Origin of the sequence: Sphingomonas citri (assembly GCF_019429485.1) — a bacterium.
Taxonomy (GTDB): Bacteria; Pseudomonadota; Alphaproteobacteria; order Sphingomonadales; family Sphingomonadaceae; genus Sphingomonas; species Sphingomonas citri.
The window spans coordinates 1443807-1468128 of sequence record NZ_JAHXZN010000001.1; the positions used below are offsets into that span (position 1 = coordinate 1443807).

Sequence of the window (24322 nt, forward strand, 5' to 3'; positions counted from 1 at the left end):
TGATCTCGTGCCGGTCGGAAGCGCCGGCGTGGGATCAGCTAGGCGGGTTCGCGGCAGCGCGGACGATGGCGCGAGGCAATAAGGCTTATGCCGCCGCGGAATAGACGCCGTCGAGCGCCGCCTCGACGAAGCTCGCGAAGGCCCGCGCCTTGGCGCTGGCCATACGACCGCCCGGAAAGACCGCCCAAAGGTCGATCGGCGGCAGCGACCAGCCCTGCAGCACGCGCACGACCGCGCCGCTCGCGAGCTCCGGTCCGAACATCCAATCCGATCCGATCGTCAGCCCCATGTCGGCGAGCACCGCCGCGCGCAGCCCTTCCGCGGCGTTCACGCGCACCCGGCCACGCACTGTCACCGATGCTTCCGTTCCCGCACGCGTGAACGACCACGCGTCAGTCAGCTGGGTGTAGATGATCGTCTCATGCGCCGCGAGGTCGGCGGGGCTTCGCGGCTCGCCGGCGCGCGCGAGATAGGCCGGCGTCGCGAACACCGAGCGGCCGCCTGTCGCCAGCTTGCGCGCGACGGCCGAAGAATCTGGCAGCGCCCCCATTCGCAGCGACACGTCTATGCCCTCGGCGATCAGGTCGATCGCGCGGTCGTCGAGGATGACGTCGATCTCGAGCTCGGGATGTGCGTCGAGAAAGCGCGGCAGCAGCGGCAGGATGTAGAGGCGCGCGAAGGTGGTCGCCGCCGAGACACGCAGGCACCCCGAGAGACCCGCGCCCGCGCCGCGCGCGGCCAGCTCGGCTTCGTCCGCCTCGCGAATGGCGGTCTTGGCGCGCTCGTAGAAGCGCATCCCCGCCTCGGTCGGCGTGAGACGATGCGTCGAGCGGGTCAGCAGGCTAACTTGAAGCCGCCCCTCGAGCTGCGCGACCGTCTTCGACACGGCGGGCTGGCCGACATTGAGCTGGCGCGCGGCGGCGGAGAAGGAGCCCGTCTCCACCACGCGCACGAACGTCGTCATCGCCTGATATCGGTCCACGTCATTCCTCCTCGGAATGAGCGTTATCGCTCCGACCCGGCTGCCCTGTCGAGGAGCGACAGTGCATCTCCTCCCTGTCCGGCGATGCCGCCGCCCCGAGGAGAAGACCCATGACCCTGCAAGCCAAGCTCGATGCGTTCAAAGCCGATTTCGAGGCGGGCAAGCCGCCCTACAACGTGCCGCCTTCCGTCATCGAGACGATGCACCGGGCGACCGCCGAGCTGATCGCGAGCGGCGCCGCAGCCCGCGCGCTCAAGGCGGGTGACAAGGCACCCGCCTTCACGCTCAAGAATCCCGAAGGCCAGCCCGTTTTGTCCGCTGACCTGCTCGCCAACGGGCCTCTGGTCGTCAGCTTCTATCGCGGCGTCTGGTGCCCCTATTGCAACATGGAGCTGCAGGCGCTCCAGGCCGCGCTGCCCGCCTTCGAGGAGCTTGGCGCCAGCCTGGTGGCGATCTCGCCGCAGACGGCGGTGAACAGTCGCAAGTCGGTGCGCCAGAACGAGCTCGGCTTTCCGATCCTGTCGGACACGCACAATGACGTCGCGGCCGCCTTCGGCCTGCGTTTCGAGCTGCCCGATTACCTGATCGATCTCTACAAGGGCCTCAAAAACGACCTGCCGGCGTTCAACGGCGATCCCAGCTGGACGCTGCCGATGCCCGGCCGCTTCGTCATCGGTCAGGACGGCACGATCCTCTACGCCGAGGTGAACCCGGACTATACGCGCCGCCCCGAGCCCGAGGCCATGCTGCCGGCGCTCCGCCGCGCCGCCACCGTCGCCGCCTGAACGTCATGCCCGGCCGCGTCACGTGGCCGGCCGCCAGCCACGGGGACTTGTATGCCACGCACCTTCCTCATCACCGGCGCTAGCAAGGGCATCGGCCTCGCGCTTGCGCATCGCCTGACACGCAGCGGGCATCAGGTCGTGGGTCTCGCCCGTGGCGAGGCTCCGCGCTTTCCGGGCACGCTGGCTAAGGTTGATCTGGCCGATGGCCGTATGACGGACGAGGCGCTCGCAGATCTAGTTGCGCGGTTCGACTTCGATGGCGTCGTCAACAATGTCGGGATCGTCCGGCCGCAGCGTCTCGGCGCGGTGGAGATCCCGGCGCTCGAGGAGGTGATGCGCGTCAACCTCCATCCCGCGCTCCAGTCCGTGCAGGCGCTGCTGCCCGGCATGACGGCGCGCGGCTGGGGCCGCGTCGTCAACATCACCAGCCTCACCGTCCTCGGCGCGGTCGAGCGCACCGCTTATGCCGCCGCCAAGGCTGCGTTGGTCAGCTTCACGCGAAGCTGGGCGCTGGAGCTCGCAACGACAGGGATCACCGTCAACGCTGTCTCACCAGGCCCGACCGAGACCGAGCTGTTCCGCGCCAACAACGCGCCTGGCAGCGAGGGCGAGCGCCGCTACCTGGCGGGCGTGCCGATGGGCCGCTTCGGACAGCCCGACGAGATCGCCGCCGCGATCGCCTTCCTCCTGTCCGAGGACGCGGGCTTCGTCACCGGCCAGACCATCCAAGTCGATGGCGGCGCCTCGATCGGCAGAGCCGCGTTCTAATTGCGATATACAATAGGGAGAAAACAACATGACCGATCAGACTGTCCTCGTCCTTGGCGCATCGCGCGGACTGGGCTTTGCGCTCGCCGAGGAGTGGCTCGGCCGCGGCTGGAACGTCATCGCGACCGCACGCGGCTCATCGGACGAGTTGAACGCCCTCGCTAAGCGTAATCCCGGCAAGCTCGAGATCGAGAACGTCGATATCAATGACGCGGATGGTGTGCGGGCCTTGCGCGATGGGTTGGACGGCCGGCGCCTCGACGTCCTCTTCATCAACGCCGGCATCGCCCGCGCCATCAAGGCGAGCCCCGCGACGGCGAGCGAGCGCGACTTCCTCGACATGATGCTCACCAACGCTTTCTCGCCCGTGCGCGCGGCCGAGATCCTGCGCGACCTCGTGCCTGCGGGTGGAACGATTGCGATCATGACCTCCGAACTCGGCAGCATCGCGAACGCGAACGGCGGTTGGCAGCTCTATTCGTCGAGCAAGGCCGCGCTCAACATGCTGATGAAGGGCTATGCCGCCAAGAACGCCGGCGACGGGCACACGCTGCTGCTGGTCGCTCCCGGCTGGGTCCGTACCGACATGGGTGGCAGCGACGCGGCGTTGTCGATCGAGGAAAGCATCCCGTTGGTCGTGAACATGATCGGGGCGAACCGTGGAACGCCGGGGCTGCGCTACGTCGACCGCTTCAACCAGAGGTTGCCTTGGTGACCCAGTAGCGGTCGTTCAGGGACCTAGGAGCACCATCCGAAAGCCGACATTCGTTCATCGGCCCGTGCGGGCGATTTCAATCTCCATAGTGCCGTTCAATTTCGTCCAACCGAAGTGTGATCGCCCTGCTAGGCAGATGGATGGTTAGCCTCTGCCGCTCCTGTTCGTTGAAACGAGCCGCCTTGATCAGCAGATCACGGATGGCGGCGCGACCAACGACCCTGTCACCTCCAAGCCATCCACTACCGAGGGCGATCTCAGGTGCTAGAACGAGGAGGCCGTAGGCGTCAGGGGGAACATGCTCGATTATGACAGTGGTGCCCTTTTCGCCCTGATCTCAAATTCGTTCTAGCCTGAGGATCTCGGCTTGGCGACCACCGGACGTTTGGACCCAATTTCGGTCACTCAGGGCCGCTTCCCGGAACCCCATTCTGGACGCCTGTTCATTTCACCGCTCGGGCCTTCCGGACCTTCCGAGCAGCTGTAGCTCCGCCTCGCCTAGCTGCCACCACGCTGCGCTGACGCCGCGAGCTGATCGAGCTTCCAAGGGCTGATCTCAAGTAGGAGACCTCGCTGGCTCTTGCCGAAGGCCTTGAGCGGCACACGCGCCTCGCTGTGCGCGGTCCTCACGACCGCCTCGCTGTCGGTCACATAGGTGACTGTGCCGATCGGAGGTCCGTAGATGCTGTTGACCGTAGCGCCTACCACGATGTCGGAGGCTGTCGCTTGCGAGGCCGGTAGGAAGCGGGGCTTGCTTGCCAGGCCAGCATAGCTCCACGGGTTCGGCTCGTACGACCCTGAGGACGTGGAGGGGAGCGGCGGGAGCGGCTGCGGCGTAGACGATTGAGCCATCGCTGCTCCGGTCAGCGTGGCAGAAGCGACAAACGAGATGAGGTAAGCTCGGCTGAACATAGCACCTCCTGCTTCAGCAAATCGCTGGCGAGGCGATGCTTGCATCGGCAGGTGAGTCGTGCAAGCTACGGGCTCAAGCACCACCTGGGCTAAGCGCTTTGCAGCGCTGACAAACGGCACGCTGCGACCTGCGCGCGGAGATCTTTGTCGATCGTACCTGTGCCGTCCTATCGGTGCTTCTGGGCAAACCGATGGGTCATCGCGCGGTCTGAAAGTCAGGTATATCCAGGTTCTATCACGTAGAGACCCAATAAACGGTCACTCAGAGGCTTCTGCCCGCCTCCCCACTCCGGCCGCTCGTTCACCTCGCGGTAGAGCCCTTTAGCGCGTCGCGCTGCGGTGCTTTCAGGCCGTGCTGGGCAATGCGGACTGCCGATCCGGGTACCGGTCCGCCCGCTGCAAAGCGAGGCGCTACTGCCCCGTCCGTCGACGCCACTCAAAAGCGCAAGCTCCATCGATTTTGCCGTTTGTCGACGCGCGTTGGAGCGTAGACCCACGCTGATGGTTGAATGCGCCGGACCGAGTAGGAGTTACGCGTGGAGCGTTGCATAGGCGATCAAGCCGAATGGACGATAAGGTTGGCGTGCCGTGGCGGCGTGAGATGAGCGGACGAGACCTCGACCGGCTTATCGTGGATAGCGCCACCGACTTCGCCATGATTGCCACCGACGTAGATGGCCACGTCACACGGTGGAACCCCGGCGCCGAGAAGGTGCTTGGGTGGACGGAGGCCGAGATGCTTGGCGAACCGCTCGAGCGCATCTTCACGCCGGAAGATCGCGCCATCGATCGAGCACTAACGGAGATGCGTCTCGCACGCGAGACAGGGAGAGCGAACGACGAACGTTGGCACTTGCGCGAGGATGGAAACCGCTTCTGGGCTCAGGGAGAGATGACGCCACTGCGATCAGCCGACGGCGTGCTGGGGGGATACGTGAAGGTGCTGCGGGATCGTACTACCGAGCGACTTCGCGAGGAGCGTCTAAGCCTGCTTGTTAAAGCCTCCGATGGCCTTCTGTCCGGATCCGACCCCGACGCGGTGAACCAGGCGGTTCTTGAGAGCGGCATTCGATCGCTCGGTTTCGACCAGAGCTTCACCTACGCCCTCAGCGAGGACGGGCGGCACCTTCGCCTCATCTACTCGGTGAACGTGCCGCAGGAGCAGCAGGAACAGCTCCGGCATGCTCCCTTCACATTGCCGCTCTGTGGCATCGTGGCGGAGCAGCGTGAACCGCTCATCCTGAACAAGGCGCAGCTGAGTTCGAGTTCGCGCTACGAGGTCGCCTACAATGAGGGCATCACCGCGTACGCCGGGTACCCCCTTCGCGGCCGGGCCGACCTATTCGGTGTCATCTCCTTTGCATCGTTCCACTGTAACCAGTTCGACCCTGAAGCACTGACCTTCTTCTCGACCCTCGCTCGGTTCCTGGCGGTCGGGCGGGAGCGGCTGGAGAACGAGGGGACTTTGCGCAACCTGGCCCATCAACTCGAGGTCCGGGTCGACGAACGCACTCGAGAGCTCCTCAAGGCCGAGGAAACGCTGCGGCATTCGCAGAAGATGGAAGCGATCGGCCAGCTCACCGGGGGCGTTGCGCACGACTTCAACAATCTGCTGACGGTGATCCGCGGTTCAGTCGACCTGCTACGCCGCGGCAATCTCGCGCCCGAGAAGCACGCTCGCTACATTGACGCGATTGCTGACACTGCGGCGAGAGCGACGAAGCTGACAGGCCAGCTTCTGGCCTTTGCGCGCCGCCAGGCGCTTAAACCCGAGGTGTTCGACGCGGTAGCCCGGGCGAACAACGTGGCGGACATGATCGACACCATCACGGGCGCGCGTGTCGCCGTCCGGCTCCGACTGCCGACGACCCCCTGCTATGTGCGCGCCGACCTTAGCCAGTTCGAGACCGCACTGGTCAACATGGCGGTCAACGCACGGGACGCCATGGATGGTGCTGGTACGCTGACGATCGAGGTTCGCTGCGGCGCGTCGCTCCCGCCGCTGCGTGGACACGCCGGCTCACCGGGCAAGTTCGTCGCTGTATCGCTGACCGACACCGGTACCGGCATCACCTCTGGAGACCTGCAACGCATCTTTGAACCGTTTTTCACGACCAAGGATGTAGGCAAGGGCACGGGGCTTGGTCTGAGTCAGGCGTTCGGCTTCGCCAAGCAGTCCGGCGGTGACATCGAGGTGACGAGCGAGGCAGGCGCCGGTGCCACGTTCACGCTCTACCTGCCCGAGGCGGAGAATGGCCCGGAAGCGATCGATGAGAGGCCGGCAGGAACCAGCAGCGGAGAAGGTGCGGGTCTGTGCGTTCTCGTGGTCGAGGACAACGAGGAGGTAGGGCGTTTCTCAACGCAGGCGTTAGAGGAGCTGGGTTATGAGACGCGCTGGGTTGCTACGGCGGAAGAGGCGTTAAGCGTTCTGGAAGGAGGAAAGGCCGGCTTTGATGTCGTCTTCTCCGACGTCGTCATGCCGGGTATCGGCGGGCTTGAACTTGCCAAGAGGCTGTCGCGCGACATGCCTGAACTGCCGGTGGTTCTCGCCAGCGGCTACAGTCACGTGATCGCGCAGGAGGGAAGCCATGGCTTCACTCTCGTCCACAAGCCGTATTCCGCGGACGAGGTATCACGAGTGCTTCGAGCAGTCACGAGCGAGAGCGCCCGCTGAACTGACGCTCACGATGTATGGCCTGCTGGGTTGGCGCGCGATAGGCTATACGACGCAACTGAGGCTTGACGGCACTACTTGACCCAACTCCGGTCAATCAGGTCGGCCTGCCGGCCGCCGAACTTCGGACGCCCATTCATCTCGCGGCTTAAGCCTTCCGATCCCTCCGCAACTGTTCGTCTGACCTAATTGGCAGGTAATCAGCCGTGCGAACGGCCGTCAGCTGCCGCTACCAGAGAAGATGATCAGTAATCACACCGAACCTGACGAGCACGCCAAGCGCCGCGCCGACGAGAAGTAGGACTCCGTACGTGCCTATGGCTCGCGCCCGGCTTCGACGATCCGTTTGATAGCTCATGTCTGACCGCCTTGTAGCTTGTCGGGCATTAAGGATGAGCGATCCGGCCCATGTCTGCAATGGGGCGGTTCCAGCCCCCCTGCCCCCTCGCGTCCAGGCCCAAGAGCGGTCATCCAGCCGCCCCTGACCGTTTCCCAACTCCGGCCGCTTGTTCATCTCACCGCTCGAGCCTTCCGGTCGTTCCGCGCCGCTGTCCGCCTGACCTAATGGCAGGTTTACGGACCGGCCGATTACGGGCGCAACGCCGGCCTCGATGACAGATTGCATGCTCCCCGGCCGATCAGAGGCCCTTGAGCGAGCATACTACGTCGGGCACCCTGGCTGCACGAGTTTTGCCCTTCGGCGGGGACAGCACCATGAAATTCCGGCCTGTCGCGTTTTTAGCGTCCGTGCTTTTCGCGGCCTTGGCCGCACGCACGCCCGCGCAAACCACTACGCTGGGCGCTTCTCGGGTTGCGTCCTCGCCGCTCGACGCTGCCAGTCGCACCGCGATCGCAACGCGATTGGCGGCCGAGTTGCGAAGCCGATACGTGTACCCAGACGTCGGAGAGCGGGGTGCTGCCGCGATCACCGCCGCTGCAGCATCAGGAGCGTACGATCGGATCGTGGACATGCCGGCGTTCACCACACGGCTGACTGCTGACCTACGCCGCGTCATGGACGATGCGCATCTGGTGGTATTCGACTCAACTAGCCGGCCGCCTTTTCCCGTCGAAACTGGGCTGCCAGGCGAGGCCGGGATCGTCCGCGCTGACCGGCTGACAGGCGGCATCGGCTACTTAGAAATGTTTGGATTCTCCAATCCTTGGGCCTTCAAGCCCGCGCTTGATCGCGCAATGGCAGGACTGAAAGGTAGCCGCGCCTTGATCCTTGACGTGCGCGGCAATGGTGGCGGTGATCCGGCCGCTGTAAGCTACTTAGTAAGCTACTTTTTGCCCGCTAGCAAGCGTATTGAAGTTAGCAGCATCGTAGCGCGTAAGAAGGGGACCGCCTCAGTAAGGAGAAAATCATTCTTTAGCGAACCCACGCCAACCAGCTTTGCTGGTACGCCTACTTATATCCTTACCAGCGGCCACACCTTTTCAGGTGGCGAAGAGCTCGCCTACGACATGAAGACGTTGAAGCTAGGTACAGTGGTCGGCGAGGTGACTGGTGGCGGCGCAAACCCAGGCGAGCAAATAACAGTCGGGGAAGGTGTAACGGCATTCATCCCGACCGGTCGCCAGGAAAGCCCCATTACTAGATCCAATTGGGAAAAGCGCGGAGTACAACCCGACCTGAAGGCGACCGCTGCGGATGCGCTCGCAGTGACGATGCGTCGCCTCGGCCAAACGCCCGCTCCCGCGACAGTCGAAGCGGCATCACCTGTATCAGTCTTCTCGCGGCGGACCATGCCGCTAGTGGGCTCGGAAGCGATGCTACGTCGCCTTCTTGCCAACCTTAACGCGCCTGAACCTGATTACACATTGCTGCCGTCAGACATCCCGGACGCCGGCCGAGAGGCACTCGCGGAAACACACCGGCGTTTAAAGCCGCTCGGCACACCAAAGGCCATCCGCTTCCGAAAGCCTGACGCATTCGGGAATGATGTATTCGAGCTTATTTATCCCGATCGTTCCTTCGTCGTTGCAATTACCCTCGACAGGGCCGGTAACTTTATCGGCCTCATCGGCCCCGATCGGGTTGCGACTTAGCACGTCATTTGTACTTAGCGCTGCGGTTTCAAGCCGAAGTGCGACACGCCTTGTGGCAGCGTGGCCAGCGTGTGGCCCTCCAAACAGCGCACCGCTGGCGACGCTCATGGGATAACTGAGCAGGGAAGCGGAAGGGCAGCTTACGGTCGGACGCGTGGCGAAAGCTGCCACTTAAGAAGCGCGCGCATTCGCCGACCCGTCTGGGCGTAATAAGGAGAGCTGTGCCAGTGGCGATGCCGAGGCGTAGAGGAAAATCAGATCGGCGGATTGAGCCAAGATGCGCGAGGGCATATTCGGAAAATCACAGCCGGACCGCTGCAGTGCGCTCAGCGGCGGCAGTTGCCGCTCGGCTGCGAGTGCCGGAGGGGGACTGACCGCACATAGGTCAGACACTGCATCATTCAGATCCTCGGTCCAGTATGGTTGCAAGTTCGCTTGCCTTCGTCTCCAAACAGGAGCGATGTGACCGAAAAGGCAGAGGAAAATTCGATGACCGTAGGTACGCTGCTCCTCTCCGCTTTGGCGCTTGCTCTGCAAGCCGATCAAGGCGGCGCGCAGGACAAAGCCGCAGATCCTTTGATCAAGGAACGGCCGATCTGCCGAAGCGAGGGACGGAGTGGCTCGCGCATGCAACGCCGTGTCTGCCACACAAAGGCTGAATGGCAGCAGATCGATGCGGCCGCCAGTCCGATCAAAGGTGGTTCACCAGACTGGATCGGGCCAATCGGAGGCAAGTAGATCGGGTGAGTAGCGGCCTGGCCGCTTTCGCCTGGTGTTCTGCAGTGACGTTCTATCGATCAACCGGCTCTCTGCAGATCAGCTCGATGCAGGCCATGCTCACTGAGCGCAGCGAGAGCTATGCGGTGCATCATCCCCCTGCGCGCACGAAGCCGCGGGACTGCCGCGTCGCGGTAGGCTCAGGGTATAGGCGTGCCTGGTGGGGCGATGATCCCTCCAGCCATGCGTCCTTGCCCATCAAGGACAGCCGACATCAAGACACCCCCATTGGCGAAAACCAGATTGTAGACGTCGTCGTTCATCCTGCCCTTGCCACGATAGGTGACCGACTTCAGCTCTCCCATGGATGCGAACATGGGCTGAGACATCGGCATGTCTCGTCGCACCAGAGCACCGAATTCCGGAGCGAGCTTATCGTAATCGGGCGATCCGCTAGCCAGGCCAGCGACAAGGCGCCGTACAGCGGCTTCCGTACCAGGCGACGGCGTTACCGAGACAGGGCTGCGATTGCCCGGTCGTAGCATGCCTCCGGTCATCCTGCCCTCGCTGTCGATTGCGGCCGACATCAGGACTTCACCGTTGGCGAAGACGAGGTTGTAGATGTCGTCCCGCATTGGCCCACGCGAGCTGAACGTCACGCTTTTGAGCTCGCCCAAGGCTTTAAACATAGGGTGTGTCCCCGGCAGGTCGCGGCGCACGACCTCGGCAAACGCGGGCGTTAGCTGGCGATAATCGGGCGAGCCGCTAGCGAGGCCCGCGACGAGCTGTCGCAGAACAGCTTCTGTCCCGGGTCTTGGCGTCGCGCTGGAGGACCCGCTCGAAACGGACTGAGCGGCGGCTTGAGAGACAGCCTGCGACCCAATGGGCGCGGATGCCTGTAGCCAGGTTATAAAGGCTGCTGCCACGAGTAAGCTCATAAGGATCGCTCCAGAGACTACGTAGAGGGTGGGGCGACGCTCAGCTCGCACGATCGAAGGGGGCGAGATGGCGACGGGATCCTTCTTGACTGTGGCCGCACTCCCGGAAAGGTCGGACGCTTGGGGTCCTAGCTGCTGGGACTCGTCCGCTGCCGCCACCAGCTTCGCTGCCTCCAGCGACGACGACAACCCCAGCTTCGCCCGAGCCATCTTCAGCCGTTTCTCGACCGCGTGGGGGGAGACGCCCAAATCGAGCGCCATCTCCTTCGCAGTCTGGTGATCCAGGCACCGCTTCAGGCACTCTCGTTCGCCTGGCGTCAGGCGCAGGATCGCGGCTCGCATGCTGTCGTCAATTTCGTTCATCGTCATACGAGCCATGGTAGAGCCTCAGGCAAAAGTACCAACTCGGCTGGCCTGGTACCGCTCTGGTACCCTAATCGGGGGGAGCTCTCCCCGCCTGAATGTCGTGCTTGTCGCCGCATCAACGCGGACCGCAGCGCACCCTGTCAGTCACAGCAGATCCAGATGCTCGGCGTAATCCATCGCGCCGTGGAGGATCGTCAGGATGACCACAGCGTCCGGCTCGACACGGTAGAAGACGAGGTAGTTGCCATGAACAAGGTGGCGGACGCCCTGGCTCTCAAAGCGCGGTACGAGCGGAAAGCGGTTCGGGAAGGAGGCGAGGCTCATGCACCGATCTCGGATTTCGCGGACGAAGCTGAGCGCGCGTGCTGGATTGCGCTCGGCGATGGTCACGCCAATGCCCTCGAGAGCCCGCTCCGCCTCACCCGTCAGCCGGACCTTCATCGCTGTCCGTTGACCGCCTTTGCGAACCGCTCCTCCAGCCGGTCGAACACCGCCGCGGCATCCTGTGTCTGGCCACGATCCGCGTCTCTAAGCCCCCGATTGATCGCGGCATCGAGCGTCGCCAGACGCGCCTCGCGGTCCTGCACGAGCCGGACGCCTTCGCGCAGTACTTCACTCTTCGAGTTGTAGCGGCCCGTCTCCACGAGGCTGGCAACGAAAGCCTCTAACTGCTGCCCAAGCTCCGCACTGATCACCTGGCACCCTCCATCACCCTGCTATCAACAGTTATCAGCTTTCCACAGCCGTGTCCCATATTTTACGTGCAGACCTAGGAGAAGCTTGACCGGCGTGTTAGTGCCGCAACACACACAGGGAGCTCAGCCGTGTCCGTCCTGCATGCCCTCGCGCAAGGCGCTGCCGCAGCCGCAATCGTCGTGCCGCCGACCGGTCCCGCGCTTACTGCCGAGATCAGGACGCGCGACGCTGCTTTTTTCGCCGCATTCTTCGAGCGCTGCGATCGTCAGGTCGTGGCCGCCTATCTCACGCCCGACTTCGAGATGTACCACGATAAAGGCGGCAAGCTGGCCGGAGGGGCAGCGGTGTTCCTGGACGATTACATGAAATCTTGTACCGAAGCTGCCAAGCCAGATGGCTGGCGTCATCAGCGTGAGCTGGTGTTATCCTCCCTGCGCGTCGAGGCCGTGCCAGGCTTTGGAGCCATCGAGGAAGGCGACCACGACTTCTACGAAGGCAAAGGGGACCGCCCAAAGCGGAAGGTCGGAACGGCACACTTCGTCCAGCTATGGCAGCGCGCGCCAGACGGCTGGCGCCTGGCGCGCGTCTTCAGCTACTCGCATCGCAAGACTCCCTGACTACGGAATGGCCTCAATGAGGGCACGCCGTACCCTCCTAAACCGTGCTGAGACCCAAAAGCGTCGCACTGCCCGCTCGTACGAGGACCCAGAAGCCGCCGTTCCCGGTGCCCTGCCCGCTTCCCAACTCCGGTCGCTCATTCACGTCGGTAATTCAGGCATCCGGGGATTTTTACGTAGCTGTCTGGCTGGCTTAGTCTGGCAGGTTAGCGGTCAGTCCGCTTCCTCCGAGCAAGGACATTCCTTGACCCTACCTACTCTCGAACGCCGCTGACAATGGCCGGAATCAATGAGCGCTAACGGTCGTCGCAAGCGGGTATCGCGCGGGTACAGGAGCGCGCTCGGGGGCATCTGCAGGGGGGGGGGGGCACGAACGGCATCGCGGCGGAGGGCGACTTCGCCGCAGTGTGCCTGCTGAAGGTCTAGACGCCTTGGAATGCAAAACCCAGCCAAACGTAAGCTGCGATGAACGCTAGCGATGAGACCCCGACTATCAACGCGCCAGGAAGAGGATGACCCCTCGCAAGCCGAGCGAGGGTCAACGTGAGCACGATCATCAGCAGGGGAATACCTAGAAGAGGTATGGTGTCATGATTGTAGGTGCCACGATTATCGTAGAGGCCGGAGTGCCAGAAAAACGATATAGCGGAGATCAAGGGCACGAGCCAGAACGCGCATCCCAACGCCGTTAGAACGTAGGTTTTCATACCGTCAGGATGCCTTTGAAAACGAGCGTCTGCCAGTGTGCGCTTGCTACCCCCGTCTCTCTTGAGCGAGGACCCAATATCGGTCACTCAGCGCCATTTACCCGGCTCCCAAATCCCGCCATTCGTTCAGCCGGCTCGCAACAGTCGTGCTTCGGCGTGACTGGCCACCCTCTGGCGCTAAAACAACAAGGAAAGCGGACGCCGAGTCTTCCGGCCAATCGAGCGCTGCTCGATCACTTGCCAGATCCGAGCGCGCGCCGTGCCTCTGGAACGACCGTGTAGACCGCCTGCCGCTTAGCGCCGCGGTTTCGATGATCGACACGGTAGCCCTGATAGTGCCGCGTGATGAGGCCGGCGCGGACGAGCTCTGAGACGGCGCGACTGACGTTGGTACGGCCCGACCGACGGAGACGTTCGCCCACTTTCTCGTCCACGAGGCGTTGCGCAAGCTCCAGGTCGGCCGGGAGAACGCGCTCGGCCTCAAGCTCGCGACGCACCTTCTGGGAGAGAGCGAGCCGCCGAGGATCGCGCTGCGCGACTGGCAACAAGGCGTCGCAAAGCCAGTCACGGATCGGGATAATCGTATCGCCTTCGCGGATGTGCGGTCCCGCCGAGCCGGTGCCCGCCCCGGCCTGAGCGATAAGGTTCAGAACCATAAAGCTGTAGCGCGGTCGCTCGCAAGACGCGGTCAATCGCTCGAGGATTGCGGGTAGGTCAAGCGGCGGGCGGGAGGCGCTACGCTTGGCTTGCTCGTCGCACCGCTCGGACGGGAACAGGTCGTGCTGGAACATGGAACATTACAAGCACAGTCGGACTCGCGAGTGAATCCCCTTCTTCGATCCGACGCCGTTTGACCACTCGTGGCACTTTGCCGGTCGGCAAAGTGCCACGGCTGTCTCCTCCGTGTTCGTGTGAAGCGTGATGCTGGAAAAGGAGTTCACGCTCGCGCCCTGAGATACTTTGGTCGGTCTCTGCACTCTCGCCTTCATGCCTGAGACCCGGAAGGGCGGTCAGACAGTCAGGCGTTATCGCGCAGGTGCATCTCAACGTGTCAGATCGGCAGACCCTGCAAGTAAGGTGGTCTGCCAGAACAGCATCGATGCGTTGAAATAATAGTCGCTGTTCTCCTTCTTGCGGAAGCCGTGGCCCTCGTTCTGCGCGATCAGATGCCAGGCCGTGCCGCCGCGGCCGCGCACCGCCGCGATCATCTGATCGGCCTCCGACTTGGGCACGCGCGGGTCGTTGCCGCCGGTCGCCACCAGCAGCGGCATGGTGATCTTGTCGACGCTGGTGAGCGGCGAGATCGCGGTGAGCTTGGCGCGCTGGCGCGGTTCGCGCTCGTCGCCATATTCGACCCGGCGCAGGTCGCGGCGATAGCTTTGCGTATTCTCGAGAAAGGTGACGAAGTTCGAGATCGCGACATAGCAGTTCGCGCCCTTGAACCGCGCCGCGTAGCGGATCGCGCTGGCGTAGCACATATAGCCGCCGTAGGAGACGCCGGTCACCGCGAAGCGCGTCGCGTCCAGCGCCGGGTCACGCTCCAGCGCGTCGAGGAACGCGCCGATGTCGCGCACGGAATTCTCGCGCAGGTCCGGGCCGTTGTCGAGGTTGACGAAGCGCTTGCCGAAGCCCGACGAGCCGCGCACGTTAGGGTAGAACAGCGCCACGCCGAGCTCGTTGAGCAGGTAATTATCCGCGCCGAGGAAGTCGGGGCGGGTCTGGCCCTCGGGGCCGCCGTGGATGTCCACTACCAGCGGGCGCTTGCCCGGGAAGCGGCGCGCGTCGGGGCGGTAGAGGAAGCCCGACACGGTCTCGCCGTCGAAGCTCTTCACCTCGACCAGCTGCGGCGCCGCGTTGCCGGCCGGATCCAGCCCGCCCGCCTCGCTGTCGGTCCAGCGCGTCACCGCCAGGGTGCGCGCGTCCACCGCGAAAGCGTCGCCGGGCACGCGCGCCGCGCCGATGCTCAGCCCGATCACGCCCCAGGGGGAGATCTCTAGCGCCGGGCCGATGCTGTACGGGATGACGCCCTCGGGCAGGTCGGTCACCGGCCGCACCGTCCCGCCGGCAACGTCGAGCACGCGCAGCCGGCTGATCCCCGCCTCGTTGACGGCGTAGGCGATCGTCGCGCCGTCGGGGGACAGCGCATAGTCGCTCACGTCCCAGCGCGGCTCGCGCGACACCGCTGTGAAGCGGCCGCGCGCGTCGAGCCGGCCGAGCCGCAGGAAGTCGGCACCGCCGGCATCGGACACGACCCAGATGGTGCCGTTCGCGCCGTAGCGCGGATGCTCGTACGACACCTGCGCCTTGACGTCGGTGAGCGCGCGGAGGGCGCCCGAGGCGAGGTCGAGCTCGTACAGATCGGCCTTGTTGATCGACTGGCGGTTGAGCACCAGCGCGCGGCGCCCGTCGCTCGAGAAATCGGCGATGTTCCAGCCGCCGCCGCGCACCTGCGCGACGCGGCGGTCGCTGGCGCGGTCGCGTGGGTCGATGACGTAGAGGTCGCTGTCGGCGCCGTTGCGCCGCGTCGAGGAATAGCCGACCAGCGCGCCGTCGCGACTCCACGCACCGAACCAGTTGCGGCTCTTGCCGTCGGTCAGTAGCTCGAGCCGGCCGTCGGCGAGGCGGTAGAGCTGGTAGAACTCTCCCCCGCCGACGTCCTTCTGCACAACCAGCGCGTCGGCGCGGCCTGGCGCCAGCGTGGCGGCGAGAACCGGCTCATCCTCGAAGCTCAGCTGGTGCCGCGACGCTAGCGGCGCGGCGACGCGGTGCACCTGATCGGTGCTACCAAAGCGGGTGCGGATCAGCATCGAGCGGTCGGCGTCGTTCCAGCCGAGGAACTGCGCGCGGCGCGACTGGAGATAGGGGCGGGTTGCGTCGGCGAGCGCAACCGGGATGGCCGGGACACCGTCCGCGACGATCGCCGCCGGCTTGGCCAGAGTGGCGGCGGGGATCGCGCCGGGATCGCCCGCCTGCGCGGCGGCTGCGAGCGGGAGGAGGAGCGAGGTGGCGAACAGGACTGGGCGCAGCGGCCGCATGGCAGGTCTCCGGGAAGAGGACCGTCGCCGCCGAGGACGGCGACGGTCAGGGGATCAGAAGCGGACGCGAGCGCCGACCGTGACGTAGCGGCCGATCACGTCATAGTAAGGCGAGTAGAGCGAGCCCACCGGCGGTGCCTTGTCGAACAGGTTGCTCGCATTGGCGTAGACCTCGAGCGACGGCCCGCTCGTCACCGGTATGCGCGCGGCGAGCTGCAGGTCGACATAGGTGTAGGCGCCGATATGGCCGTTGGTAATGTCCTGTGTCAGGTTATACTCGCCCGGCGAGATGTAGCGCGCGCGCAGCTCGGCCGAATAGGTTTTGTCGTCATAGCCGATCGCGCCGTTGACCCGCCATTTCGGCACGCCCAGCCCGAACGAATAGCCCTGCGAGCGGACATACTCGATCTGGCTGACACCGTCGTCGGTGCTGAGCCCGTCGACCCAGGTGCCGAGCAGGCGGAAGCGCAGCCGCCCGCCGCTGTCGACCCCTAGCCGGCTGAGCGGCAGCAGGTACGACAGCTCGGCGTCGATCCCGTTGGTCTTGTACTGCGACAGGTTGACGAAGGTGGAGCGAGTGCGGACCAACGTGCCCGCGGCGTCGCGGTCGATCCGCGAGCACAGGTCGAGGTTGCCGGCGAAGCAGCGCGTCACCAAGTCCTGTGGCGCGATCGTGGTGATCACGTCGTCGATGCGAATATCGTAATAGTCGACCGTCAGGTTGAGCCCGGCGACTGACCCGGGCGACCAGGTCACGCCGCCGGTGAAGGTATTTGCCACCTCCGGGCGCAGCGCGACGTTCCCGCCACCGATGTTCTGGACGTAGACGCTCTGCCCGGTCTGCGGGTCGGTCAGGTTGTTGTAGCCGATCGTCGACTGGGTGAAGAGCTCGGACAGGCTGGCCGAGCGGATGTCGCGCGAGTAGGTCGCGCGGCCGCGCAGCCCGGGAAAGAACTCGTTGGTGCCGCCCAGCTTGTACGACCAGATCGAGCCGGTGGTGCTATAGTCGCTGACGCGCACCGCGCCGTTGAGCTCGAGCCGGCGCAGCAGCGGCGTGTCGTGGATCACCGGCACCAGCAACTCGCCGAACGCCTCCTTCACCGTGAAAGCGCCCGCGAGCGGCGAGAAGCTGAACGAGGTGAAGGCGCGCGCCAGGTCGAGCGCGCCGACACGCGTGTCGATCTGCTCCTTGCGCGCCTCGAACCCGGCGGCGAACGAGACGTCGCCCGCGGGCAGCGCGAACGGCTCGCCGCGCAGCGAGAAACCGGTGACGTCGAGCTTGGTGGTCGAGCGAGACATCGGTGTGCCGGTGACATAGGCCGCCGCCGCGGCGGACGGCGCGCCCTCGCCGAACAGGTTGATCGGCACGCAGGCGGTGCCCGGGTCGGTCAGCGCAACGCGGCAGATCGGCTGGCCCGTGGTCGGGCTGACGATCGAGTCGACCGCCTGAGCATAGTTCTGCGTAAGGATGAAGCCCGGCGTGTCGATGTTGTTCTGGAACGCGCCGTGGGTGTAGTAGGCGCTCCAGCGCAGCCGGGTGCCGATTGTGCCGTCCAGCGCCAGCGTCGCCTGCGTGGTCTCGCGTTCGAAGTCGATCGTCGAGTAAGCGAAGTCGTTGTTGAAGCGACCGAGGAAGAAGCTCGTCTGCCCCGCCGCGGCCATCTGCTCGCGCACCGCCGCCGGGAGAAAGGCGTTGTCGCTGCCGATCCGCAGCCCACTGGTGGCACTGCTGCGGTTGTGATCGCCGAACCAGATATAGTCGTTGTACATGCGCGAGTGGCGCACCTCGGCGGTGGCCTTCACCGCGTCCGATAGCTCGTAGCTGACACGCGCCAGGCCATTGTAGCGACGCTGTGGCGTCACCAGCGGGCTGAGGTCGTCGTTGGACGGTCCCTCGCCGCCGATCGAGTTGGTGCCGCGCACGGTGCCGCCGTCGAAGCGGCGCAGCGTGCCGTCGGAGTTGAAGGCGTTGCCAGCGAGCACGCCCGACATGATCAGCCCGCCATAGGCCGCGTTGGAGAAGCCGACGTCGGGCGCGAGCACGAAGCGTCCGGCGCCGTCGGCCACGGTGGCCCAGCGGCCGATCCGCGGCCGGCTGACCTTGGGCACCACGCCGTCATTGTCGAGATACTCTCCGCCGACCAGCACGTGGCCGCGCCCGCCTGCGAATTCGGCGCCGAACGCGCCCTCGAAGCGGCGCTCGGCGGCGTCGCCGAAGGAGGAGATGCCCGCCTGCGCGCCGAGCCGCAGCCCGTTGAACCGGTCGTCGATGCTGACGTTGACCACGCCCGCGACCGCGCCAGAGCCCCAGGCAGCCGAGGCGCCGCCGGTGACCACGTCGACGCTCTTGATCAGCACCGTCGGGATCGTGTTGAGGTCGTTGTCGCTGGCGAAGCGGCGCCCGTCGAGCAGCACCAGGGTGCGGCTGGTGCCGAGGCCGCGCAGGTCGACCGGCGCGGTGCCCGCGCCGGTGTTGGTGCCGGTGGTCTGCGCCGAGGTGGTGGCGCGGAACTGCGGCAGGTCGTTGAGCGCCGCGGCGACGTTGGGCCGGCCGCCGACGCTCAGGTCGGTCGCGGTGACCCTCAGCGTGGGCGTGGGCGCGTCAAAGCCGGCGCGATCGATGCGCGACCCGGTGACGACCACGTCCTGCCCGGCGGCGTCGCGCTGGTCGAGCGCGCTCGCCTGGTCGGGCGTGGCGGTGGCCGAGGTGACGGCCGGATCAATGCCGGCATCGCCGGCGGTCGCCGTCGGAACGGCCGACTGCGCGAGCGCTGGCACGGCGAGCGTGGCGGACAGCGCGAACGCGCTGCCACCCGCCGCGAGCGCGCGGCGGAACAGATTTACGTACAACATCAACAAACCCCTTCGCGTGGCCGCTCGCGCGGCGCGTCGTCGTTCTCCCTGCGGAAAGCCCGGTGGCGGGCGGTGCGGCCGCTTGGCGGCGCGCGGCCGGGCATGGTGACGGCGCGCCCGACCGCATCGCGAGATGCTCGGGCGAGCGTATCTGTCACCGCTCCCGATCTGTGTGACACGTTCTTGCGTCGACCGGGGCGAAAGGGAAAGACTATTGCCCGATGTTTTCCTGATGGCACGCCATAGCCGCGCGCTATAGGCTCAGGTCTGTCGCGAGGCTGGCGACCAGATGGTCAAGGAAGTTGGCCGCCAACGCCCCGGGCGGGCGGTTCTCGGGATAAAGGGCGTAGACATCGAACGCGATCGGTGGATCGAGCGGACGGCTCTCCAGTCCCTGCGCCACCGCGGTGCCCGCCGTGTAGCTATCTACCACGGTTACGCCTACGCCTGCCTCGACCAGCGCGGCGGCGACGAAGAAGGTGCGCGCCGCGGCAACCTCGTCGAGCTGCACGTCATGCTGCTCCAGGGCTGCGAGCAGCAGCTGTCCCTGCGGCCCGCTGTCAACAGTCGAGACGAAGGGCAGGCCGCTGAGCCGGTCGAGCGGCACGCGCGCGGGCGGTTCGCGCAACGCCCCGGCGCGGTAGAGGAGCACCATCTCGCCGCGGCCGACGCGCAGGCTCTGCAACGCCGCACCGCGCGGGCGGTGATAGCTGATCACGATATCGCTCTCCCCCTCGAGCAGGTTGCGCGCGATATCGGCAGTGTGGATGGTGTGGAGCTCGAAGCGCACCTCGCGATGGCGCTCGAGGAAGCGCGCCACCGCTCGCGGGATCGCGCCCAGCCCTAGCGAGGGCAGGGTCGACAATCGCAGCGTAGTTTCGCGGCCGCGTCGCAGGTTGCGCGCGCGTTGCTGCATAAGATGGACGCCGTCCTGAATCGCGGCAGCGTCGTCGAACAGCGCGTGCGCGTCGGCAGTGGGCACCATCTTGCCCTTGATCCGCTCGAACAGCGGGAAGCCGAGTACCTGCTCGGCGTGTTGCAGCACCTTGGTGACGGACGGCTGCGACACGTGCAGCGCGCGCGCCGCCGCGCTGACCGACCCGGCCGAGTAGACCGCGTGGAACACCTCGATATGCCGCAGACGCATCATGCCATCATCACGTTGGCGTGGTGTTGCAGGCCTTGATCGATGTCAACGCCGGCTGCCGTTAGCTCTCTGGACCTGCCGGCCCCGCAACGACACCATAGAAGCTAATGTGCTCGATTGGATTGGTTCGAGCTGAGATCAGGGAGACCCAGAAACGGTCACTCCCGGCGCCCTGCCCGGCTCCGAATATCGGACGCCCATTCATCTCCGCGGCCGAAAAGCGTGAGGGGCCGCAAGGCCGTTGCCGTGGTCGGGTCTGGACCCACAATCGGTCATTCACGGGCCACCTCTCTGCTCCCGAGAACGGACTTTCGTTCATGTCGCGGTTGAGGTCCTTTCGGAGACGAGCCTTGCCAGTTAACGGCAGCCGAATGATTGAAGAGGAGATCCGCCAGGCCATCGTCATCGCGTGAAGACGGTCTTCCCATGAGTCCGGCCTTCAATCATGTCGCGGAACGCCCCGCGAGCCTCGGTCATCGGCACCACCGATCCGACTTCGGGCGTGATGTCGTTGGCGATGATGAAGCGCATCATGTCGTGCATCTCGTCGAGCGTGCCCATGACGGTGCCGCGGACGTCGAGCTGCTCGACGAAGATCGGCACCAGATTGGTCTCGGCCATGTGGCCCGATACGATGCCGTTCACGACGACCACGCCCCCGCGCTTTGCGGATTTCAAGCTGTGCTCCCACGTCGCCGTGCCGACGTTGTCGACCACCGCATCGACGCGGCCCGGCAGAGCCTCGCCATGCCGGAAGATCCGGTTCACGCCGAGTTTCTCAGCGATTTTCGCCCCCTTGTCGTTGCGAGTCGTGACCCACACCTGGATGCCGGCAGCGCGCGCCAGCTGGATCATCGCGGTCGATAGGCCGCCCGAGGCGCCCTGCACCAGCACGGTCTGGCCCGGCATCAGCCGCGCCTTGGTGAAGAGCGAGCGGTAGGCGGTCAGCCAGGCCGTGCCGAGCAGCGAGGCGTGGAGCGTCGAGAGGCCTTCAGGGATCGGCAGCGCGTTGCGCTTCGGGACGGCGACATAATCGGCCATCGTGCCCGGCACGAGCTCGCTGAAGATGTGCCAGTTGGGGGCGATCGTCTCGTCGGCCTTCCAGTCATCCGATCCCATGACCGGATAGATCACCACCGGCGTGCCATCGTCGAGCAGGCCGGCACCGTCATTGCCCAGGATCATGGGATAGGGCACGGGCTTCTCGTCGACGAGTCCGCGCAGGGTGAAGACATCGTGACGGTTGAGGCTGGCGTGGGTGATTTTCACGCGCAGCCAGCCTTCCTCGATGACCGGCTCCGGCATCTCGCCCAGGACGAGCGAGGCCATCGGGTCGGTCGGATTGGGTTCCTTGGCGTAGACGGCGAACATGGTTCCTCCTTTCCGAAGGTTGAGTTCGGATTTGCGTGCGCGGGGCGCGCGCCGTTTTTGCGCGACGTTCAGGAAGCTTCGTGGCGTCGGAAGCAGTCGAGCGCGTGATCGTTGACGATGCCGACGGCCTGCATCCATGCGTAGGCTATGGTCGGCCCGACGAACTTGAAGCCGCGTCGCTTCAGTTCTTTGGAGATGGTCTCCGACAAGGCCGTGCTCGCGAGCCAGCTCTTGCCGTCACCGAGGATCGGCTGGCCCTCGGTGAACGACCAGCAGAAGGCCGCGAAGTCCTTTCCGCGCGCTTGCATGTCGCAGTAGATTTGCGCGCCCTTGATGGTCGCCTCGATCTTGGCCCGCGCGCGAACGATGCCGGGATCGGCCATCAGCCGCGCGACATCGTGCGCACCAAATGCCGCGACCTGCGCCGGATCGAACCCCGCAAAGGCGGCGCGGAACGCGTCGCGCTTGCGCAGGATCGTGATCCAGGAGAGCCCCGCCTGGAAGCCCTCCAACATCAGCATTTCCCATAACATCCTGTTGTCACGCTGCGGCACGCCCCATTCGGTATCGTGATAGGCGCGTATCAGTGGGTCGCCCTCGGCCCAGCTGCAGCGGGCGACGGATGAGCTGTCTACCGTCGTCATCGTTCCATCTCCCATCACGTCACACGGTACGCACGGTTCCACCGTCGATCACGAATTCGGCGCCGTGGATCGCTGCGGCGCGATCAGACGCGAGATAGGCGATGAGGTCGGCGACCTCGTGGGGCTCGGCGCCGCGACCGATCGGGATGCCACCCAGCGCATCGAGCACCGACTGGCGTGCGTCCTCGATCGTGCCGCCGTTGGCTTTTCGAAGGATCTCGAGAAAATCGCTGGTAGCCTCGGTCATAATCCAGCCTGGCGAAACCGAATTGACCCGCACGCCCTTGGGCCCGATCTCCTTCGAGATCGACTTGCTGTACGTCCGGAGCGCCGCCTTGGCAGCGGCATAACCGGTGGTTGAGTCGGGCAGCGGCAGGATCGACTGGATCGAGGTCACGTGGACGACGGTGCCCGTGCCCCGTTCGATCATCTGCGGGATCAGCAGCCGGTCAAGCCGGACGGTCGCCAGCAGGTTGAGGTTGAGCTCGGCCAGCCAGTGCTCGTCGGTCAGCGCGGCGAACCCGCCGCCGGGCGAGGACGAGCCGCCGACGACATGGGCGAGGATGTCGATGGCGCCCAGCCGCTCGATCGCCGCCTCGGCCAGCGCCTCGCCGCCCGCCGCGCTCGTCAGGTCCGCCTCGACATAGTCAACGCCCTCGATCCTGTCCTTGATCCTGCGGGCGGCGGTTATGACGCGCGCGCCGCCGGCCAGGAATCGTTGGACGGTGGCGCGGCCGAGCCCCTTGGTGCCGCCGCTGACGAGAACGCGCTTGCCGGCGAACTCGCGCGGGTTCGCGGTCATGCGCATACCGTCGTCTCCAGCGTCTTGATGGCCTCGCCGGTCATTGTGAAGCGATAGGTGAAGCGGAGCGGGCTGCCCGGGAATTCGCCGTGCGCCGGCCCTTCGAGCACGATAACGCCGTCCTCCTCGCGCGCCGCATCGGGCTCGAAGATCGCCTTCACCGCGATCGCCTCGTCCTTCAGCATCCTGGCGATCGCGGCCTTGCCGACGAAGTCCTTGCCGTTGTCGGTGAAGACCGCATCCGGCGAGAAATGCTTCATCATGCCGTCCAGATCGAGGTGCCGGTTGGCCTCGATATAAGCCGCGACCGGTGCTGGCAGGTTCAGTGACATGGTCGTCTCCTCGGTTGTGACGAGGACGATTTTAGCGATTGCGTGCGCACCCGATAATCGAGACAAAACGGAATGGCATGTTACGGAAGGCGGGATAATGGCGCGGCATTCCCTGGTGGAATTGGAGGCTGTGCTGGCGATCGTTCGCTGCGGCTCGTTTCGCGCAGCGGCGCTCGATCTCGGCATGTCGACGACGGCGATCAGCAACGCCGTTCAGAAGCTCGAGCGGGAGCTTGCCGTACGCCTTTTCAACCGCACGACGCGTAGCGTCTCGCTCACCTATGCCGGGCGCATCTTCGTCGCGCAGATCAAGCCAGCGTTCGAGGGCATTCAGAAGGCGATGGACACGGCGCGGTCGCAGCAGGAGGCGCCGTCAGGAACCCTGCGGATCAACGCCTTCGCGACGGCAGCGCGCGAGATCATGGCGCCGCTCATCCTGACCTACCTCGAATACTATCCGCAGGTGCATATCGACATCGTCACCGAGGGGCGGCTGGTCGATGTCGTCGCGGCGGGCTTCGATCTGGGCGTGCGCGCCAAGGATTTGGTGCCGAGTGATGCAATCGCGATCCCGCTGGGTCGCGAGCGACGCATCGCAGTCGTGGCGTCGCCGAATTTTCTCCAGGGCAGAGCCGTTCCCAGCGTGCCGCAGGAGCTGCTTTCCCACCCATGTATCCGCGGGCGGCTTCCCAATGGTGCCCCGCTGCGATGGCGCTTCGCCAAAGACGGCGAGGAACTGCTGCTCGACGTCGACGGCCCGATCACGCTCGACGAGGCATCCCTCGCCCGGATCGCGGTGCTGAACGGCGTGGGGATCGGCTACTTCATGGAGCCCGACGTCCGCGATGATGTCGCAGCGGGCCGGCTCGTGCGTATTCTGGAGGATTGGACGCCACCGCTCCCCCCTTTGTGCCTCTACTATTCCAACAGACGCAATTCGGCGGCCGCCTTTACAGCTTTCATTGCGCTTGCGCGCGACTTTTCCGCCGGACGCCTCTGACCCATCAGCAGCCACTCAGGGGCTTCCGCCCATCCCCCAACTCCGGCCGCTCGTTCATATCAGTGCCCGCGCTGCCTAAGTGTGCCGCAGAACGGTCAGAATGTCCTCCGCAAGATAAAATAAAGCTTCGCCGCTTCGGCTCTCACCATTTGATTGCTAAGATCCATCCAGAAAATGGGCATATCAAGTAAGCACTTTCTACACGTAAT

Annotated in this window: 20 protein-coding genes; 8 read left to right on the plus strand and 12 right to left on the minus strand. The window is 65.1% G+C overall.

Annotated features, from left to right (window positions below; genetic code table 11):
• Window positions 1-85 precede the first annotated feature (85 nt).
• The gene (locus KZ820_RS06670) at window positions 86-982 is read right to left on the minus strand and encodes a LysR family transcriptional regulator (protein WP_308462147.1); all 897 of its coding nucleotides are present in this window, start codon (window positions 980-982) and stop codon (window positions 86-88) included.
• 110 nt (window positions 983-1092) lie between these two features.
• Here KZ820_RS06670 and KZ820_RS06675 point away from each other — a divergent pair, with 110 nt between their 5' ends.
• From KZ820_RS06675 to KZ820_RS06700, 6 genes are all read left to right on the plus strand, one after another.
• Window positions 1093-1767, plus strand: a complete 675-nt coding sequence (locus tag KZ820_RS06675; RefSeq protein ID WP_219747780.1) for a peroxiredoxin-like family protein — start codon at window positions 1093-1095, stop codon at window positions 1765-1767.
• Between the two features lie 51 nt (window positions 1768-1818).
• Window positions 1819-2535 carry an SDR family oxidoreductase gene (locus KZ820_RS06680; RefSeq protein ID WP_219747781.1) on the plus strand — a complete coding sequence of 239 codons (717 nt, stop codon included), beginning with the start codon at window positions 1819-1821 and terminating at the stop codon, window positions 2533-2535.
• 28 nt (window positions 2536-2563) lie between these two features.
• Window positions 2564-3250, plus strand: coding sequence for an SDR family NAD(P)-dependent oxidoreductase (locus tag KZ820_RS06685; RefSeq protein WP_219747782.1), 687 nt, complete (start codon window positions 2564-2566; stop codon window positions 3248-3250).
• A 1477-nt stretch (window positions 3251-4727) separates the two neighbouring features.
• On the plus strand, window positions 4728-6836 hold the full coding sequence (locus tag KZ820_RS06690; RefSeq protein ID WP_219747783.1) for an ATP-binding protein: 2109 nt from the start codon (window positions 4728-4730) through the stop codon (window positions 6834-6836).
• Window positions 6837-7550: 714 nt separating this feature from the next.
• Complete coding sequence (locus KZ820_RS06695; protein WP_219747784.1) at window positions 7551-8888, plus strand: S41 family peptidase; 1338 nt, start codon at window positions 7551-7553, stop codon at window positions 8886-8888.
• Window positions 8889-9377: 489 nt separating this feature from the next.
• The gene (locus KZ820_RS06700) at window positions 9378-9626 is read left to right on the plus strand and encodes a hypothetical protein (RefSeq protein WP_219747785.1); all 249 of its coding nucleotides are present in this window, start codon (window positions 9378-9380) and stop codon (window positions 9624-9626) included.
• A gap of 179 nt (window positions 9627-9805) precedes the next feature.
• Here KZ820_RS06700 and KZ820_RS06705 read toward each other — a convergent pair whose 3' ends face one another.
• The 3 genes from KZ820_RS06705 to KZ820_RS06715 all read right to left on the minus strand — a co-directional run bounded on the left by KZ820_RS06705 (window position 9806) and on the right by KZ820_RS06715 (window position 11604).
• Window positions 9806-10921 carry a helix-turn-helix transcriptional regulator gene (locus KZ820_RS06705; protein WP_219747786.1) on the minus strand — a complete coding sequence of 372 codons (1116 nt, stop codon included), beginning with the start codon at window positions 10919-10921 and terminating at the stop codon, window positions 9806-9808.
• 132 nt (window positions 10922-11053) lie between these two features.
• The gene (locus KZ820_RS06710; RefSeq protein WP_219747787.1) at window positions 11054-11350 is read right to left on the minus strand and encodes a type II toxin-antitoxin system RelE/ParE family toxin; all 297 of its coding nucleotides are present in this window, start codon (window positions 11348-11350) and stop codon (window positions 11054-11056) included.
• The gene (locus tag KZ820_RS06715) at window positions 11347-11604 is read right to left on the minus strand and encodes a type II toxin-antitoxin system ParD family antitoxin (RefSeq protein ID WP_219747788.1); all 258 of its coding nucleotides are present in this window, start codon (window positions 11602-11604) and stop codon (window positions 11347-11349) included. Before KZ820_RS06715 ends, KZ820_RS06710 begins: the two co-directional genes overlap by 4 nt.
• 129 nt (window positions 11605-11733) lie before the next feature.
• Between KZ820_RS06715 and KZ820_RS06720 the strand changes: the two genes are divergently transcribed.
• The gene (locus KZ820_RS06720) at window positions 11734-12222 is read left to right on the plus strand and encodes a nuclear transport factor 2 family protein (protein ID WP_308462148.1); all 489 of its coding nucleotides are present in this window, start codon (window positions 11734-11736) and stop codon (window positions 12220-12222) included.
• 940 nt (window positions 12223-13162) lie between these two features.
• Here the strand turns inward: KZ820_RS06720 and KZ820_RS06725 are convergent.
• The 8 genes from KZ820_RS06725 to KZ820_RS06760 form a co-directional block, all read right to left on the minus strand.
• Window positions 13163-13720: a hypothetical protein gene (locus KZ820_RS06725; RefSeq protein ID WP_219747789.1), complete on the minus strand. Its 558-nt coding sequence runs from the start codon at window positions 13718-13720 to the stop codon at window positions 13163-13165.
• A gap of 252 nt (window positions 13721-13972) precedes the next feature.
• Window positions 13973-15964, minus strand: a complete 1992-nt coding sequence (locus tag KZ820_RS06730; protein WP_219747790.1) for a S9 family peptidase — start codon at window positions 15962-15964, stop codon at window positions 13973-13975.
• Window positions 15965-16018: 54 nt separating this feature from the next.
• Window positions 16019-18817: a TonB-dependent receptor plug domain-containing protein gene (locus KZ820_RS06735; RefSeq protein WP_219747791.1), complete on the minus strand. Its 2799-nt coding sequence runs from the start codon at window positions 18815-18817 to the stop codon at window positions 16019-16021.
• Window positions 18818-19070: 253 nt separating this feature from the next.
• Window positions 19071-19967 carry a LysR family transcriptional regulator gene (locus KZ820_RS06740; RefSeq protein WP_258047762.1) on the minus strand — a complete coding sequence of 299 codons (897 nt, stop codon included), beginning with the start codon at window positions 19965-19967 and terminating at the stop codon, window positions 19071-19073.
• A 399-nt stretch (window positions 19968-20366) separates the two neighbouring features.
• A complete protein-coding gene (locus KZ820_RS06745) occupies window positions 20367-21335 on the minus strand; it encodes a zinc-binding dehydrogenase (RefSeq protein WP_219747792.1) in 969 nt (322 codons plus the stop codon).
• Between the two features lie 68 nt (window positions 21336-21403).
• Window positions 21404-21979, minus strand: a complete 576-nt coding sequence (locus tag KZ820_RS06750) for a DNA-3-methyladenine glycosylase I (protein ID WP_219747793.1) — start codon at window positions 21977-21979, stop codon at window positions 21404-21406.
• Window positions 21980-21998: 19 nt separating this feature from the next.
• Complete coding sequence (locus KZ820_RS06755; RefSeq protein WP_219747794.1) at window positions 21999-22787, minus strand: SDR family oxidoreductase; 789 nt, start codon at window positions 22785-22787, stop codon at window positions 21999-22001.
• Window positions 22778-23113, minus strand: a complete 336-nt coding sequence (locus tag KZ820_RS06760) for a nuclear transport factor 2 family protein (protein ID WP_219747795.1) — start codon at window positions 23111-23113, stop codon at window positions 22778-22780. Before KZ820_RS06760 ends, KZ820_RS06755 begins: the two co-directional genes overlap by 10 nt.
• Window positions 23114-23210: 97 nt before the next feature.
• On the opposite strand from KZ820_RS06760, the gene KZ820_RS06765 reads away from it, so the two are divergent.
• A complete protein-coding gene (locus KZ820_RS06765) occupies window positions 23211-24113 on the plus strand; it encodes a LysR family transcriptional regulator (protein ID WP_219747796.1) in 903 nt (300 codons plus the stop codon).
• The last annotated feature ends 209 nt before the right edge of the window (window positions 24114-24322 follow it).